Consider the following 13,660-nt stretch of genomic DNA (forward strand, 5'->3'; position numbering starts at 1 on the left):
GAGTGGGGCCATGCCGGATGAAGCCTCGCATTGCCCTACGAGGTAGACACAATCAACCCCCTCTTTGCCTGACTGTCATCCTGCTTCGGTCCCGAAGAGGTCGTCCGCCAGGATGACCAGGGGTCCTACCGGCCGCGGGATCCCCGGGGCCCAGGCGTTCGGATCGGCCGGGGCGCCCGCCGTCCACGCGTCGGCCGGCGGCACGTCCTTGGCCATGGCCGGCACCGGGCCGACCGTCCCGGCCGCGTCGGTGGACGGCAGGTCACTACTGCCCCCTACAAGTAAATCGCGTCGTCGTTCGGCCGTGCGGCAGCGAGAATGCCCACATGACCTGGACCGTGGCCGCCGAACGATTCGACTCCCCCGACGCGAGCGCACTGCGCCGGGACTACTACGACGAGGTCGCGAGCCGCTACTGGCAGCGGCCCGCCACCCCCGAGGAGATCGACGACGGGCTCGACGGCGACGGGGCCGACCTGCTCGCACCGCCGAACGGACAGTTCGTCGTCGGCCGGTACGGGAACAAGGCCGCGAGCTGCGCCGGGCTGGTGCTGACGGAGTCCGCGGGGCCGGGCACGGCGGAGCTGACGCGGGTGTACGTGCGCCCGGCGTTCCGGGGCACGGGCGGCGGCGGGCTGCTGCTGGCCGCGGTGGAGGAGGCGGCGAGGGCGTACGGCGTACGGCTGCTGCGGCTGGACACCCGCGACGACCTGGTGGAGGCGCGCGGGCTGTACACGAAGCACGGGTACCGGGAGGTGCCGGCGTTCCACCGGCGCAACCCGTTCGCGGAGCACTGGTTCGCCAAGGAGCTGTGACGCGGCGTCCGGCCTGTCGGCCGACGCCCCGGCCCGGGTGCCAGGTGCCGGGTACTCAGGCGGGCGGGTGGTGGCGGTCCTGATCGTCGCGGCCGTCGAGGCTCCTTTGATGGGCCTCGCGCTCGTCCTGACGCAGGTGGGCCTCGTGGTCACGGGGCGGCTGTGGAGCGTGGGGGCGCTCCCTGGTCGAGCCGCTGAGCTCCGCGGTCAGTTCACTGACGAGTCTGACCAGGTCGGTGGGGCGCTCGGGGCCCCACCAGTCGCCGAGCAGTTCGGCGAGGGAGTCCTCGCGAGCCTGCGAGAGCCGGACGACGGCCTCGGCCCCGGTATCCGTGAGGATCATCTGCAGGCCCTCCCGGCGGGCCAGTCCGCGTTCCTCGACCTGCCGTGCCGCATCGGTGATCACATGCAGGGGTACGGGTGCCGTCTCGGCGAGCCTGGCGGGCTCGACCGTGCCGTGCCGCTTGATCCGCAGGAGCAGCCAGCTGGCGGCGGGCAGCAGGTCGTACCCCGCCCGCGCGGTGATCTTCTCGTAGATCTCGCGGCGGCCCTCCCGGGTCGCGAGCACCGACAGGGCGCGAGCGCACTCGTCGTACGAGGAGCGCTCGACGGGATTGGAGGCGAGCGTCTGACTGGTGTCGGGGGCGGTCACCGAGCCCCGGAGCTTGTCCTCACGGAGGAACCAGGCGAGGACGAAGGCCAGGAGGACCACCGGGACGGCATACAGGAAGACGTCCGTGATGGAGGTGGAGTAGGCGCTGAGGACGGAGGGCCGCAGGTCGGCCGGGAGCTGCCCGATGGCCCGGGGGTCGGCGGCCAGCCGCCCCGCGTCGACTCCCGACGGCAGCGACTGCCCGGCGAGCGCGTCCGTGAGCTGCCCGGTCAGCCGGCTGGCGAAGATGGTCCCGAAGATGGCCACGCCGAACGCGGAGCCGACGGACCGGAAGAACGTCGCGCCGGAGGTGGCGACACCGAGGTCCTGGTAGGAGACGGAGTTCTGGGCGACCAGGACGAGGACCTGCATCACGAGGCCGAGACCGGCGCCGAAGACGAAGAAGTAGGCGCTCATCAGCCAGGTGGAGCTGTTCTCGTCGAGCTGGTGGAGCAGCAGCAGCCCGACGGCGGTGATGGCCGTGCCCAGGATCGGGAAGACCTTCCAGCGGCCGGTCCGGCTGACGATCTGGCCGGAGCCGGTCGAGGTGATCAACAGGCCGAACACCATCGGCAGCATGTGCACGCCGGACATCGTCGGGGTGATGTCGTGGACCACTTGGAGGAAGGTCGGCAGGTAGGTCATCGCGCCGAACATGGCGAAGCCGATGACGAAGCTGATCACGGCGACGAGGCTGAAGGTCCTGATCCGGAACAGTTTCAGCGGCAGAACGGGCTCGGCCGCGCGCCGCTCGACGGCGATGAAGGCCACGAGGAGCACGACGGCGAGCACCGCGAGCCCGATGATCTGCGGGGAGCTCCAGGCCCAGGTCGTACCGCCGAGGGAGGCGACGAGCACCAGGGCGGTGGCGACGGCCGCGATGAGGAAGGTGCCGAGGTAGTCGATGGTGTGCTTCTCGCGGCGGACCGGGATGTGCAGGACAGCCGCGATGACGACCAGCGCGACGACGCCGATCGGCAGGTTGATGTAGAAGACCCAACGCCAGCTGAGCTGTTCGGTGAAGAAGCCGCCGAGGAGCGGACCGAGGACGCTCGTCACCCCGAAGACCGCACCGAAGAGCCCCTGGTACTTGCCGCGTTCGCGCGGTGTGACGAGGTCACCGACGATCGCCATCGACAGCACCATGAGCCCACCGCCGCCGAGTCCCTGGAGGGCTCGGAAGCCGATCAGCTGGGGCATGTTCTGGGCGACTCCGCAGAGGGCGGAGCCGATCAGGAAGATCACGATCGCGGTCTGGAAGAGCTTCTTGCGCCCGTACTGGTCGCCGAGCTTGCCCCACAGCGGGGTCGCCGCGGTGGCCGCCAGCAGGTAGGCGGTCACCACCCAGGAAAGGTGGTCGAGGCCGCCGAGCTCACTGACGATCGTCGGGAGCGCCGTGGAGACGATGGTCTGATCGAGTGCCGCGAGCAGCATGCCGAGGAGCAGCGCTCCGATCGCCACCAGGATGCTCCGGTGGGACTGTCCCTCACCGGGCGCCGGGGGTGACGGACTCAGCTGCTGGGCCATGGGCGTCTCCTCGATCCGCTGAATCCACTGTTCCGCTGTTCCGCTGAATCCACTGAATCCACTGAATCCACTGATCCATTGATCCACTACACCCCCATCCTGGACGTTTCGCCCCGTTACGGCCTGCCGAGACCGGGCCGAGCCCCAGCAGGCCGTTGGGCTGCCCCGGAGCGGGCTGCATAATCGCAGGCAGCTCAAGGGGAGGAGATCCACGATGACCGGACACGCATGCCCGGAGTGCGGGAGACGGACGGCCGGGGAGCCCGGCACGGAACACCGGGTGCCGTGCCGGTGCGGCGCCGGCGCACCTTCGGCGCGGCACTCGGGTGAAGAACAGCGCGCCGCCCGTACGGCGGAGATCGCCGCGGCCGAGGACTTCGACCCGCTGCGCATCCGGCCGTACGTGACGCTGACGGACCTCGCCGGGGCGAGCGGGGGCGGGGCGCCTCACTCCGGGGGCGGTACGCGGGCGAGCTCGACTTCCGGGTCGCGGGAAGGCGCGGCTCCCGGCACGTGGGAGGACGCGGCTTCCGGGACCGGCCCGCCGGGCCCCGATGCCGAGGGGGCCGCGATCGATGCGGAGGCGGCGGCGCGCACCATGCCGCTGTTCCTGGGTGGCGACGGCCCGGGCGGCGGCGTGGGCACGGGCGGCGGCGCAGGCGCGGGCGGCGGCGCAGGCGTGGGCACAGGCGCCATGCCGGACGGAAGCCGGAGGCGCACCGCGGGCGCGGCCCCCGTCTTCGCCCCCGACCCCGTGAGGCCGCGCCGCAGGCGTCCACTCGGGGCGCTCGCCGTGGGGGCGGCCGTGGCCGCGGTGGTCGGCACCGCGGCCTTCGCCGGCGGGCTCTTCGGCGGCGACGACAGCAGGGACGAGGCACTGCCGGAGGCCACCACGAGCGCCCTGGACGCGGAGGACGAACCGGCCGCGTCGGTGGCCCCGTCCCCCTCCCCGTCGGCCTCTCGGCCCCGCACGCAGTCCCCCTCGGTCACACCGTCCGCAGCGCCGTCCGCATCCGCCTCGCCGACGAAGATCCAGGAGCCCACCGCCACCGCGTCCGCGTCGCCGACGGCGAGCGCGTCGTCCACCCCGGACGGCGGCGCTCCCCCGGCCGCACCGCCCGCCGATCCGCCCCCGGGGTTGACCGGCTCCTCACTGCGACCCGGCGACCGCGGCCCGGAGGTCACCGAGCTACAGAACCGGCTCAAGGAGGTGTGGCTCTATTCGGGTCCTTCCGACGGGAGTTACAGCGACCAAGTGAGAAACGCCGTGGCGATCTACCAGTCGTACCAGGACATCGAGGGTGATCCGGTCGGCGTGTACGGGCCGAACACCCGGCGCATGCTGGAGGCGGAGACGAACGGACGCGGGCGCCACTGAGCCCGGCCACCCGACAGGGAGATTGGCTTTCCCGCCCCGGTTTTTGTATCTTGATGGAACAAAGTAGCTCCCGCCCGCACTCCCTGACCGGCGGGCGGGGGTTGCTCTGTTCACCGCACGCGGTACCGCACACCTTGTCCCGCACACCCTTGGCAGCCCGTGTACGTCATGCCCCGCGGCACGCGCACCCGGGCTGTTCGCACACCTCCCCGCGCTCTGGAGCAGCCGATGCCTGCCACCGTCCTCACCGCACAAGCCCTCCTGCTGGACATGGACGGCACCCTCGTGAACTCCGACGCGGTGGTGGAGCGCTGCTGGCGGCGCTGGGCGATCGAGCACGGGCTGGACCCCGAGGCCGCGCTCAAGGTGGTCCACGGCCGCCAGGGGTACGCCACGATGGCCGTCCTGCTCCCGGACCGCCCGGTGGAGGAGAACCACGCGGACAACCGGGTGATGCTGGCCGAGGAGACCGCCGACGTCGAGGGCGTCGTGCCGATCGGCGGAGCGCCCGCGTTCATGGCCGCGATCGCCGAGCTGCCGCACGCGCTGGTGACCTCCGCCGACACCGCGCTCGCGACGGCCCGGATGGCCGCTGCCGCGCTGCCGATGCCCGCCGTCCGCGTCACCGCCGAGCAGGTCGGCGCCAGCAAGCCGGACCCCGAGGGCTTCCTCAAGGGGGCGGCGGAGCTGGGCTTCGACGCGGCGGACTGCATCGTGTTCGAGGACTCCGAGGCGGGCATCGCCGCGGGCCGGGCGGCGGGCATGCGCGTCGTGGGCGTCGGCCCGCGCGCCGCGGCCCTCGCGCCGGACGTCCATGTCGGGGATCTGACGCAGGTGCGCGTGGAGGCAGCCCCGGACGGCTCGATCCGTCTGCACATCGACGAGGCCTGAGACACACCCCGGCCCGGCCCCTCGCTCCGACCCGGGCCCCGCGTCTTTCGGCTCCGACCCGAGCCCCGCATCCTTGGGCTCGCGACTCCGGCCACTCACTCCGCTCCACCCTGTGACTGAGCCCCAGGGCTCAGCCCCAGGACAACACCGCCCCCCGGCGCTCAGTCCCGGTGCAGCAGCCCGCGCGCGACCAGCTCCAGGACCGTCGCGACGGCAACCACCCGGACCGCCATCAGCGCCACCCGGACGAACAGCTGCACGGCGCCCGCCTCCACAGGTGAGGCTCCGCCCAGCAGCATGCCCACGAACGCCCCCGGCAAGGTGACGAGCCCGACCGTCCGGGTCCGGTCGAGCCCGGGCAGCAACGCGTCCGACGCCGCGGGCCGCACGATCTCCAGCCGGGTGTCCCGGTCGAGCAGCCCGAGGGCCATGCCCGCCTCCACCTCCCCGCGCCGGCCGGCGAGTTCGTCCAGGGCGCGCCGCCCGCCGAGCACGGTCGCGGTGAGCGCTCCGCCGATGAGGATGCCGGCCACCGGGATGAGCGCCACGCCCCGGACCGGCACGAGCCCTGTGAACAGCGGCGCCCCCACCACGGGCAGCGCTCCCGCCCCGAGGGCCACTCCGGGGGCGCGACCAGGAACGCGAGCGCCCCCGAGCCCCCGGTGGATGCCCAGCATCACCCGTACAAACCACCCGTGACGATTCCGCGCGCTCCCGCGATCCGTCACTCCCCTCACACACCCCTTGATGTGACGTGCACATGTCGCCACTCTGTTACCTGACGCCCACCCCACAGAAACCTGGCGTCGCCACGATGGCCGGGCCTCCTCACGCCCGCCCAAGCCCCCCCACATCAAGGGAGTTCCCATGTCCGGTGTCTACGCGCGTCGCCTCTCCGTCGCCGCCGCAACCGCAGCGCTCGCCGCCACATCAGCCCTGTTCACCGCCCCGAGCGCGCAGGCCGCCATGCCCACCCCGGTCAGCGCGGCGACCGCACGCACCTACCTCGGCCAGCTCACCGTCGGCGCGGAGGGCTCGTCCAGTGGCTACAGCCGCGACAAGTTCCCGCACTGGAGCACCCAGTCGGGGGCCTGCAACACCCGCGAGGTCGTCCTCGAGCGGGACGGCACGAACGTCCAGCAGGACGCCTCCTGCGCCGCGGTCAGCGGGAGCTGGTACTCGCCCTACGACGGCGCGACCTGGAGCGCCGCGTCCGACGTGGACATCGACCACATGGTCCCGCTCTCCGAGGCCTGGCGCTCCGGCGCGAGCAGCTGGACCACCGCCCAGCGCCAGTCGTTCGCCAACGACCTGACGCGTCCCCAGCTCATCGCCGTCACCGACAACGTGAACCAGGCCAAGGGCGACAAGGACCCGGCCAAGTGGATGCCGCCGAGCTCCTCGTACACGTGCACCTACGTCCGCGCCTGGGTCCACGTCAAGAAGTACTACAACCTGACCGTGGACTCCGCCGAGAAGAGCGCCCTTCAGTCCGCCCTGAACGGCTGCTGACCACCGCGCACGGCAGCTGACCTCCCGACGCCCGCACGGCAGCCGGCCCACCGGAACCCGTGCGCACTCCTCCCGCGTTCTGTACGTTACGGACCTCATCCGTGACGGCGTCGCGAGGAGATATCACATGGCCGGGCTGCGCCTGGGACCACTGCTGCGGTACATCGACTGGGAGTCCGGGACCACCGCGACCGTCTGGGTCGAGGCGAGCCGTCCGTGCACCGTGGAGGTCCGGTGCACGGACGGCGCCGCGGGGGCGTCGCCCACCTTCTCGGTGGCCGGGCACCATTACGCCCTGGTCGTCGTGACGGGGCTGGCCCCCGGCTCCACCACGGCGTACGAGGTGCTGATCGGTTCCCGGCGCGTCTGGCCGCCCGACGACGCACGCCTCCCACCCAGCACCATCACCACGCCGTCCGCGGCGCCCCCGGACGACACCGGGGCGGAGCCGGACAGGGTGCGGATCTCGTTCGGGTCCTGCCGCTGGGCGGCCGCCCCCGGCGGCGGGCACGACCCCGTGGGACCGGACGCCCTGGTGACCCTGGCCGCTCGCCTCGCCGCGGATCCGGCGGCCGAGCGGCCCGACGTCCTGCTGCTCCTCGGCGACCAGGTGTACGCGGACGAGACCTCCGGGGCGACCCGCCGCAGACTCGCCGCCCGCCGGGACCTGGGCGAGCCACCGGGCACGGAGATCGCCGACTACGAGGAGTACACCTACCTCTACGACGAATCGTGGCGCGATCCGGAGGTCCGCTGGCTGCTGTCCACGGTCCCCAGTTGCATGATCTTCGATGATCACGACATCGTCGACGATTGGAACACCAGCGCCGCCTGGCAGCGTGAGATGCGTGCCACGCCCTGGTGGCACGAACGGATCGTCAGCGGGCTGATGTCGTACTGGGTCCACCAGCACCTGGGCAATCTCTCCCCCGCCGAGCTGGCCGCCGACCCCGTGTACGCGGCGGTCAGAGCCTCGCCCGACGGCACCGAGGCGCTGCGACGCTTCGCCGCCGAGACCGACGCGGACCCCGCCCGTACCCGGTGGAGCTACCGGCGTGTTTTCGGCCGAGTACGGCTGGTGATGGTCGACACCCGCGCGGCCCGCGTCCTGACCGAGGAGCGGCGGGCGATGCTCGACACCGAGGAGGCCGACTGGCTGCGGGATGCGGTCCTGGACGACCCCGCTTCGTACGATCATCTTCTCATCGGTAGCTCTCTGCCGTGGCTGCTGCCCCCGCTCGTCCATGACGCGGAGCGCTGGAACGCAGCCCTGTGCGCGGGCGTACGCGGGCAACGCTGGGCACGCTTCGGCGAGAAGCTGCGCCGCGCGTCCGACCTGGAGCATTGGGCCGCCTTCCCGGAGTCCTTCGACCGGTTCACGGAGCTGCTGCGGGAAGCGGGGAGCGGCCCGGACGCCCCGGCGACGGTATGCGTCCTCTCGGGCGATGTGCACCACGCCTACATCGCCGAGCCGCGGTGGCCGGAGTCCGGTCCCGGCTCCGGGGGCGCCCCGGCCTCCCGTGTCCTCCAGCTGACCTGCTCGCCCGTGCACAACTCGATCCCCCGGTCGATCCGGGCAGGTTTCCGTTTCGGCTGGAGCCGGGCGGGCCGGCGGATCGGCCGGCTGCTCTCCCGCCACGGCCGCACGGGGGCGTCGCCGGTGATCTGGAGCAGAGCAGGCGGCCCCTGGTTCGGCAATCAGCTCATGACACTCACGCTGCATGGCCGAAAGTCTGCGCTGACATTGGTCCAGGCCAAGGCGAGCAAGCAGGGGGCCCAGCTCGAAGCGGTTCTTGAGCGTTCACTCACCCCTGAGAATGAGGCGATTTTCGGCCACTCGGCGGAATGTTGAAGTTGCAAGCATTGATCAGGTTTCCCTAACCTGTGGCGCTCAGTCGGTTCACGTCCCCACCACGACCGAAGGAGCCCACCCCCCATGCTCATCCGCCTGAACCAGGCCCAGCCCTACGTACTCAGCCTCTTCCGCCTCGTCGTCGGCCTGCTCTTCGCCTTCCACGGCACCGCCACGCTCTTCGGAGTGCTCGGCGGCAACCAGGCGGAGACCGGCGCCTGGCCCGGCTGGTACGCCGCTCTGATCCAGCTGGTCTGCGGGTCCCTGGTCGCCCTCGGTCTCGGCACCCGCGCCGCGGCCTTCCTCGCCTCGGGGTCGATGGCCTACGCGTACTTCAAGGTGCACCAGCCCGAGGCGTTCCTGCCGCTCCAGAACAGCGGCGAGGCCTCGGCGATGTTCTGCTGGGCGTTCCTGCTGCTGGTCTTCACCGGCCCGGGAACCGTCTCTCTGGACCGGTTCTTCGGTTCGCGGAACACGGCGGCCACCGCCGAGGGCGCGCCCCGGCGTGGCAAGACCCCGGCCGTCCCGGCCTGACCCGCCGTATCGGCGTCAGCCCACCGTCTCGGCGTTGCCCCGCAGCCTCCTCGCACGGAGTGGCGGGCACATGCGGCGGTGCCCCGGCCCTCCGGTGATGCGGAGGAGCGGGACACCGCCGTACGCCACGCCGCACACCGCCGTACGGCGCCGCACACCGGTGTACGCCGCCGTACGCCCGAGGGTGCGGAGCGCCGTCACTCCCGCCCGTGGGGCCCGAACGGCACCGTGAAGCACGCCGCCCGCTCCCCCGCACCGCCCGGCCGGTCATGGATGATCAGCGACCGCGCCCCGTCCTCCCGGAAACCCCAGCCGTGCAGGGCCTCCGCCCGCCCGTCGCCCTCCTCGTCCGTCCGGAAGTCCAGCCACACCTCGTTGACCGGGTCCGCGGTCGCCGCCGGGCGGTTCTGGTAGTGGGGCCCGGCGGCGGCGGGATCGGCGCCGCAGGGTGAGGTGTGCACGTGCATCCCGTACGCACGGCCGGGCACGAGCCCCCGCAGCCGGGCCCCGACCCGGGTGCCGGACGGATGCGCGAACTGTGTGACCTCGATCCGCGCGCCCGCCGGCACCAGCCGGGTGTCGTACGTCAGTGCGTCGGACGGGACGAAGGAACCGGGCGGGGAGAACACCCCTGCGGCCCGCCGCCACGAACCGCCGCCCACGGCGACCGCCTCATCCGTGCGGCTCGGGTCTCCACCGCCGCCCGGCTTCTGCGCCGGGACCCCCGCCGCGGGAGCCCCGTGCGCACCGTGGCCGGAGGCGTCCGCCGCGCCGCCGCCCGTTGTGTGGGCGACGCCGATGCCGGAGGCCAGCGTCAGCAGAGCTGCCGTGCCCGCCAGTACGCCCGGGACCCGTGAGACCCCCCGGCCCCGCGACACCGCCCCAGCCTCGCGTCCCGCCGTCCCCCGCCGCCCCGAAATCAGGTGCGCCGGGCCGCGTCGCGCCCGTACCATCCATGCCGTCATGCGCTGCTCCTTGCTCGTGCCGGTCGTTCTCCCCGCCTAACGGGCACAAGGCCTCCAGGTGTACGTGACCTGCACAACATCACCCGCCCCGGGCAATCTCCGGATGCCCCTCACGCGTACGCTGTACAGCTGAACCTGCCGCCCCTGCCGCTCCCCTGCGACGTCGCGGCGTTGACACGATCGGGGAGTAGTAGAAGGTGCTAGAGAGTGTGGGCGCGCTGACCAGCAGCCCATGGATCTACGCGGTGGTCGCCCTCTCCGTTCTCCTGGATGTCTTTCTGCCCCTGCTGCCCAGCGGCGTTCTCGTCATCACAACCGCCACGGCGGCGGCAGCGGGCTCCACCACCGTCAGCGGCTCGGGTGAGGGCACCGCCGGGCAGGTTCCCTCGCTCGTCGTACTGATCCTGTGCGCGGCCGGCGCCTCGGTGCTCGGCGACCTCGTCGCGTACCGGCTCGCCTGGCGCGGGGGCGACCGGCTGGACCGGGCCATCGCGCGCTCCCGGCGGCTCACCTCCGCACAGGAACGTCTCGGCGCGGCGCTGAGCCGCGGCGGCGGCGCGCTGGTGATCATCGCCCGGTTCGCACCCGCTGGCCGCTCCGTGGTCTCCCTCGGCGCGGGCGCCGCCCACCGCAGGAAGCGGGACTTCCTTCCCTGGTCCGCGCTGGCGGGCCTGGCATGGGCGGGCTACAGCGTGAGCCTCGGCTACTTCGGCGGCCGGTGGCTGGGCTCGACGTGGTTCGGCACGGCCGTCTCCGTACTGGCCCTGTTCCTGGCGGGCGCGCTGGCCGCGTTCGTGGTGAAGCGCCCGGCGACGCGGACAGCGGCCGAAGCCGAGGTCGAGGCAGCGGTGACGGAGGCGGAGACAACTGAGGCACGGGTATCCGGGTCCATAGCCGTGGCCGTAGCCGTGGCGCCGAGGATGTCCCCGCCCGTGTCCGTGCCGACGCCCGCGCCTGCCCCCGGCGTCACTCCCCCGGGCGGGCCGGCCGTCCTCGGAGGTCCGGGACCGGTGTCGGTGCCCGCGCCGGCCACCCCCTGACCGGAGCGGCTCACCGGAGCGGCCGGCTCGCGCGCGGCGAGCTCAGCCCCGGGCCGCACCTCGTATCTCCAGGCCGTCGAGCAGCTTCATGGTGGCTGCGGTGATCTCGTCGACGGCCTGGTCGAAGACCTCCCGGTTGTGCGCGGCGGGAGCGCGGAACCCGGAGACCTTGCGTACGTACTGAAGGGCGGCGGCCCGCATGTCCTCCTCGGTGGCCTCTTCGGGGAGGGCGGGCGGGCGAAGCGTCTTGATGCTGCGGCACATGACTCCAGTGTGTACCGCCCCACTGACAAAGGACACCCGTCGCCGCCGCCCGCCCCGCCGAAGGCCCGGTCCGCCTGCCCGGCCGCTCGTCGCTCAGCTGCTCCGCACCCGGTCGCTCCGGGTCGACCGGTCGGTGCACAGGGCCCAGATGACGAAGACGTCGATCGCGATGGTGACGATGGCCCAGACCGGGGTGTACGGAAGCCACATGAAGTTGGCGATGAGGTTCAGGGACGCGAGAACGACACCCGCGCCGCGGGCCCAGGTCGCACCTTTGAGGATGCCCCAGCCCACAAGGATGAGGATCACGCCGAGGACGAGGTGGATCCAGCCCCACGAGGTCACGCTGAACTTGAAGACGTAGTCGTTGACGCGCGTGTAGACGTCGTTCGAGGCGATCCCCGCGATGCCCTTCAGTACGCCGAGGATGCCGTCCACGAAGAGCAGGACACCGGCGAAGACCGTTCCTCCGGCCGCCCACGGGCTGCCGGAGGTGCCACCCGGACGGGGGTCGGCGGGGCGCGAGGCACCGGGTGCGGGGGTACTGGGCTGCGACATGGGGACTCCTTAGCCGGAACAGGCGCCGGGCGCCTGCTGTCCTGACCTGCCCTGGTAGTGCGTGCAGATCAGCTCCGACGCTCCTCCCGGCCCCTGGGCAGGGCCACCCGGACGCGCCCGTTCGGGTGACGTGTCACGGCGCGCTGACCGTGACGACGCGCCCCTGGGCGTCGACGGTGAGCGCCACCCGCTCGACGCGGTTGACCAGGGCGACGCCGACCCACACGATCCCCCACGCCAGACACGAGAAGACGGTGAGGAAGGCGTGCAGCACATGGTTCACCGGCTGCCCGCGCACCAGCACCACCTGGCTCTCCGAACGCGACTCGACGCGCCAGCCGCTCGCGATGCGCCGGCTCACGATCCAGTCCAGGATCAGTGCGCGCTGCGCCGCGTCGGGGGGCTCGCCCCCGGCGACGTAATAGCCGGGCGGCGGTTCGATCGAGGCGCTGTCCCGTACCACCCGACGACGTTTCACGGGATCACTCCCAGGTGTTTCACGGGATCACTCCCACGTGTCGAGGTCGCCGCCGCGCCATTCGATCAGCCCCGGCCGGTTCAGCTCCACGACCCTGTCGGGCCCCGGGGCGAACCCCGCGGCCCGCAGCAGCGCGGCCACTTCGCCCCGCCCGTGCGCCAGGCCCACGATCTGTCCGTGCACGGTGACCCGCCGCCCTCCGGTCGCGGAAGGCGGGTAGACGATCACGGGCGGGTGCTCGGCCATGCCTCCACGGTGCCTTGAGCGCTGCCCCCACGCATCCCGGAGGGGCGGGCCGCTGTCCCGGCTCACCTCGGCGGAACCGCCCGAGCGCGGCCCGGCGTCCCCGCAGAGGTTCGTACGATCATGAACCGCGACGGAGGACCCGCCCATGACGACAACGGCTGCCCGCTACCTGTACCTCACCCGGCACGGTCAGGCCTCCGCCGACGAGAGCACGCTGACCGACGACGGCCGCCGTCAGGCCGCCCTGCTCGGAGAACGGCTCCGCGGGGTCCCGATCACGGCGATCCACCACGGCCCGCTCCCGCGCGCCGAGCAGACGGCGCGGCTGGTCGGCGAGCGGCTGACGGGAGTTCCCCTGCTGCGGTCCGAGCCGGCCGGCGACTACATCCCGTACCTGCCGCGACGAGAGGAACTGCCGACGGATTCGGCCGACGAGACGCTCGCCCGGCTGGCCGGGTTCCCGGCGGCGGAGCGCGAGCAGGGCCCCGGGCTGGCCCGGCAGGCTCTCGCGCGGTTCACGGGAACGGTCGGGGGCGACGAGCCCCGCCACGAACTCCTCGTGACCCACAACTTCCTCGTCGGCTGGCTCGTCCGGGCCGCGCTGGACGCGCCGGAGTGGCGCTGGCTGGGCATCAACCACGCCAACGCCGCGCTGACCGTCATCCGTTACGCGCCCGGCCGCCCCCCTGCCCTCCTCCTGTTCAACGACACCGGCCACCTGCCCGCCGAACTCCGCTGGACCGGCTTCCCGCCCGAACTGCACGTCTGAGGGGGACGCGAAGCGGCGGGCGCACCCCGTCTCGACACAGGCAGTGGCCCAGACACCCGGTCCACGGCCGCGGACCGACGACATCAGCAGCCCGTGCCGCCCGTGCGCCGCCCCGCCCAGGATTTCGCCCGGCGTCTGCCCCATGGACTGCCCCCTCGTACCTCGTCGTTCGTTCGGAC

Annotated in this window: 15 protein-coding genes and 1 pseudogene; 8 read left to right on the forward strand and 8 right to left on the reverse strand. The window is 72.5% G+C overall.

Annotation, left to right across the window (positions count from 1 at the left end; genetic code table 11):
- Positions 1-75 precede the first annotated feature (75 nt).
- Positions 76-216, reverse strand: a complete 141-nt coding sequence (locus tag ACZ60Q_RS02195) for a hypothetical protein (RefSeq protein WP_469627063.1) — start codon at positions 214-216, stop codon at positions 76-78.
- Between the two features lie 110 nt (positions 217-326).
- Here ACZ60Q_RS02195 and ACZ60Q_RS02200 point away from each other — a divergent pair, with 110 nt between their 5' ends.
- Entirely contained in the window at positions 327-815 is a 489-nt protein-coding gene (locus ACZ60Q_RS02200) for a GNAT family N-acetyltransferase (RefSeq protein WP_469627065.1), read from the forward strand.
- Positions 816-870: 55 nt separating this feature from the next.
- Here the strand turns inward: ACZ60Q_RS02200 and ACZ60Q_RS02205 are convergent, their stop codons facing one another.
- The gene (locus ACZ60Q_RS02205; protein WP_469627068.1) at positions 871-2,994 is read right to left on the reverse strand and encodes an MDR family MFS transporter; all 2,124 of its coding nucleotides are present in this window, start codon (positions 2,992-2,994) and stop codon (positions 871-873) included.
- A gap of 214 nt (positions 2,995-3,208) precedes the next feature.
- Here ACZ60Q_RS02205 and ACZ60Q_RS02210 point away from each other — a divergent pair, with 214 nt between their 5' ends.
- The gene (locus tag ACZ60Q_RS02210; protein WP_469627070.1) at positions 3,209-4,372 is read left to right on the forward strand and encodes a peptidoglycan-binding domain-containing protein; all 1,164 of its coding nucleotides are present in this window, start codon (positions 3,209-3,211) and stop codon (positions 4,370-4,372) included.
- A gap of 228 nt (positions 4,373-4,600) precedes the next feature.
- Positions 4,601-5,263: an HAD-IA family hydrolase gene (locus ACZ60Q_RS02215; RefSeq protein WP_469627073.1), complete on the forward strand. Its 663-nt coding sequence runs from the start codon at positions 4,601-4,603 to the stop codon at positions 5,261-5,263.
- A 161-nt stretch (positions 5,264-5,424) separates the two neighbouring features.
- Here ACZ60Q_RS02215 and ACZ60Q_RS02220 read toward each other — a convergent pair.
- Positions 5,425-5,883 (reverse strand): annotated as a pseudogene (locus tag ACZ60Q_RS02220) (ABC transporter permease); the annotation flags it as partial.
- 247 nt (positions 5,884-6,130) lie between these two features.
- Between ACZ60Q_RS02220 and ACZ60Q_RS02225 the strand changes: the two are divergent.
- The 3 genes from ACZ60Q_RS02225 (at position 6,131) to ACZ60Q_RS02235 (ending at position 9,161) form a co-directional block, all read left to right on the forward strand.
- Positions 6,131-6,775, forward strand: coding sequence for an HNH endonuclease family protein (locus ACZ60Q_RS02225; protein ID WP_469627076.1), 645 nt, complete (start codon positions 6,131-6,133; stop codon positions 6,773-6,775).
- Positions 6,776-6,902: 127 nt separating this feature from the next.
- Entirely contained in the window at positions 6,903-8,627 is a 1,725-nt protein-coding gene (locus ACZ60Q_RS02230; protein WP_469627079.1) for an alkaline phosphatase D family protein, read from the forward strand.
- An 84-nt stretch (positions 8,628-8,711) separates the two neighbouring features.
- A complete protein-coding gene (locus tag ACZ60Q_RS02235; protein ID WP_469627082.1) occupies positions 8,712-9,161 on the forward strand; it encodes a DoxX family protein in 450 nt (149 codons plus the stop codon).
- Positions 9,162-9,358: 197 nt separating this feature from the next.
- Here ACZ60Q_RS02235 and ACZ60Q_RS02240 read toward each other — a convergent pair whose 3' ends face one another.
- A complete protein-coding gene (locus ACZ60Q_RS02240; protein ID WP_469627084.1) occupies positions 9,359-10,126 on the reverse strand; it encodes a superoxide dismutase family protein in 768 nt (255 codons plus the stop codon).
- Positions 10,127-10,323: 197 nt separating this feature from the next.
- On the opposite strand from ACZ60Q_RS02240, the gene ACZ60Q_RS02245 reads away from it, so the two are divergent.
- Entirely contained in the window at positions 10,324-11,166 is an 843-nt protein-coding gene (locus ACZ60Q_RS02245) for a DedA family protein (protein WP_469627087.1), read from the forward strand.
- A gap of 42 nt (positions 11,167-11,208) precedes the next feature.
- On the opposite strand, the gene ACZ60Q_RS02250 is transcribed toward ACZ60Q_RS02245, so the two are convergent.
- The 4 genes from ACZ60Q_RS02250 to ACZ60Q_RS02265 form a co-directional block, all read right to left on the reverse strand.
- Positions 11,209-11,430, reverse strand: coding sequence for a DUF2277 domain-containing protein (locus tag ACZ60Q_RS02250; protein ID WP_097866502.1), 222 nt, complete (start codon positions 11,428-11,430; stop codon positions 11,209-11,211).
- A 93-nt stretch (positions 11,431-11,523) separates the two neighbouring features.
- Entirely contained in the window at positions 11,524-11,988 is a 465-nt protein-coding gene (locus ACZ60Q_RS02255; protein ID WP_469627090.1) for a DUF7144 family membrane protein, read from the reverse strand.
- A 133-nt stretch (positions 11,989-12,121) separates the two neighbouring features.
- Positions 12,122-12,466, reverse strand: coding sequence for a hypothetical protein (locus ACZ60Q_RS02260; protein WP_469627093.1), 345 nt, complete (start codon positions 12,464-12,466; stop codon positions 12,122-12,124).
- Between the two features lie 27 nt (positions 12,467-12,493).
- The gene (locus tag ACZ60Q_RS02265) at positions 12,494-12,712 is read right to left on the reverse strand and encodes a hypothetical protein (protein ID WP_469627094.1); all 219 of its coding nucleotides are present in this window, start codon (positions 12,710-12,712) and stop codon (positions 12,494-12,496) included.
- A gap of 145 nt (positions 12,713-12,857) precedes the next feature.
- Between ACZ60Q_RS02265 and ACZ60Q_RS02270 the strand changes: the two genes are divergently transcribed.
- Positions 12,858-13,481, forward strand: a complete 624-nt coding sequence (locus ACZ60Q_RS02270; protein WP_469627097.1) for a histidine phosphatase family protein — start codon at positions 12,858-12,860, stop codon at positions 13,479-13,481.
- Positions 13,482-13,660 lie beyond the last annotated feature (179 nt).

It is taken from the genome of Streptomyces sp. NPDC104313, assembly GCF_055583985.1.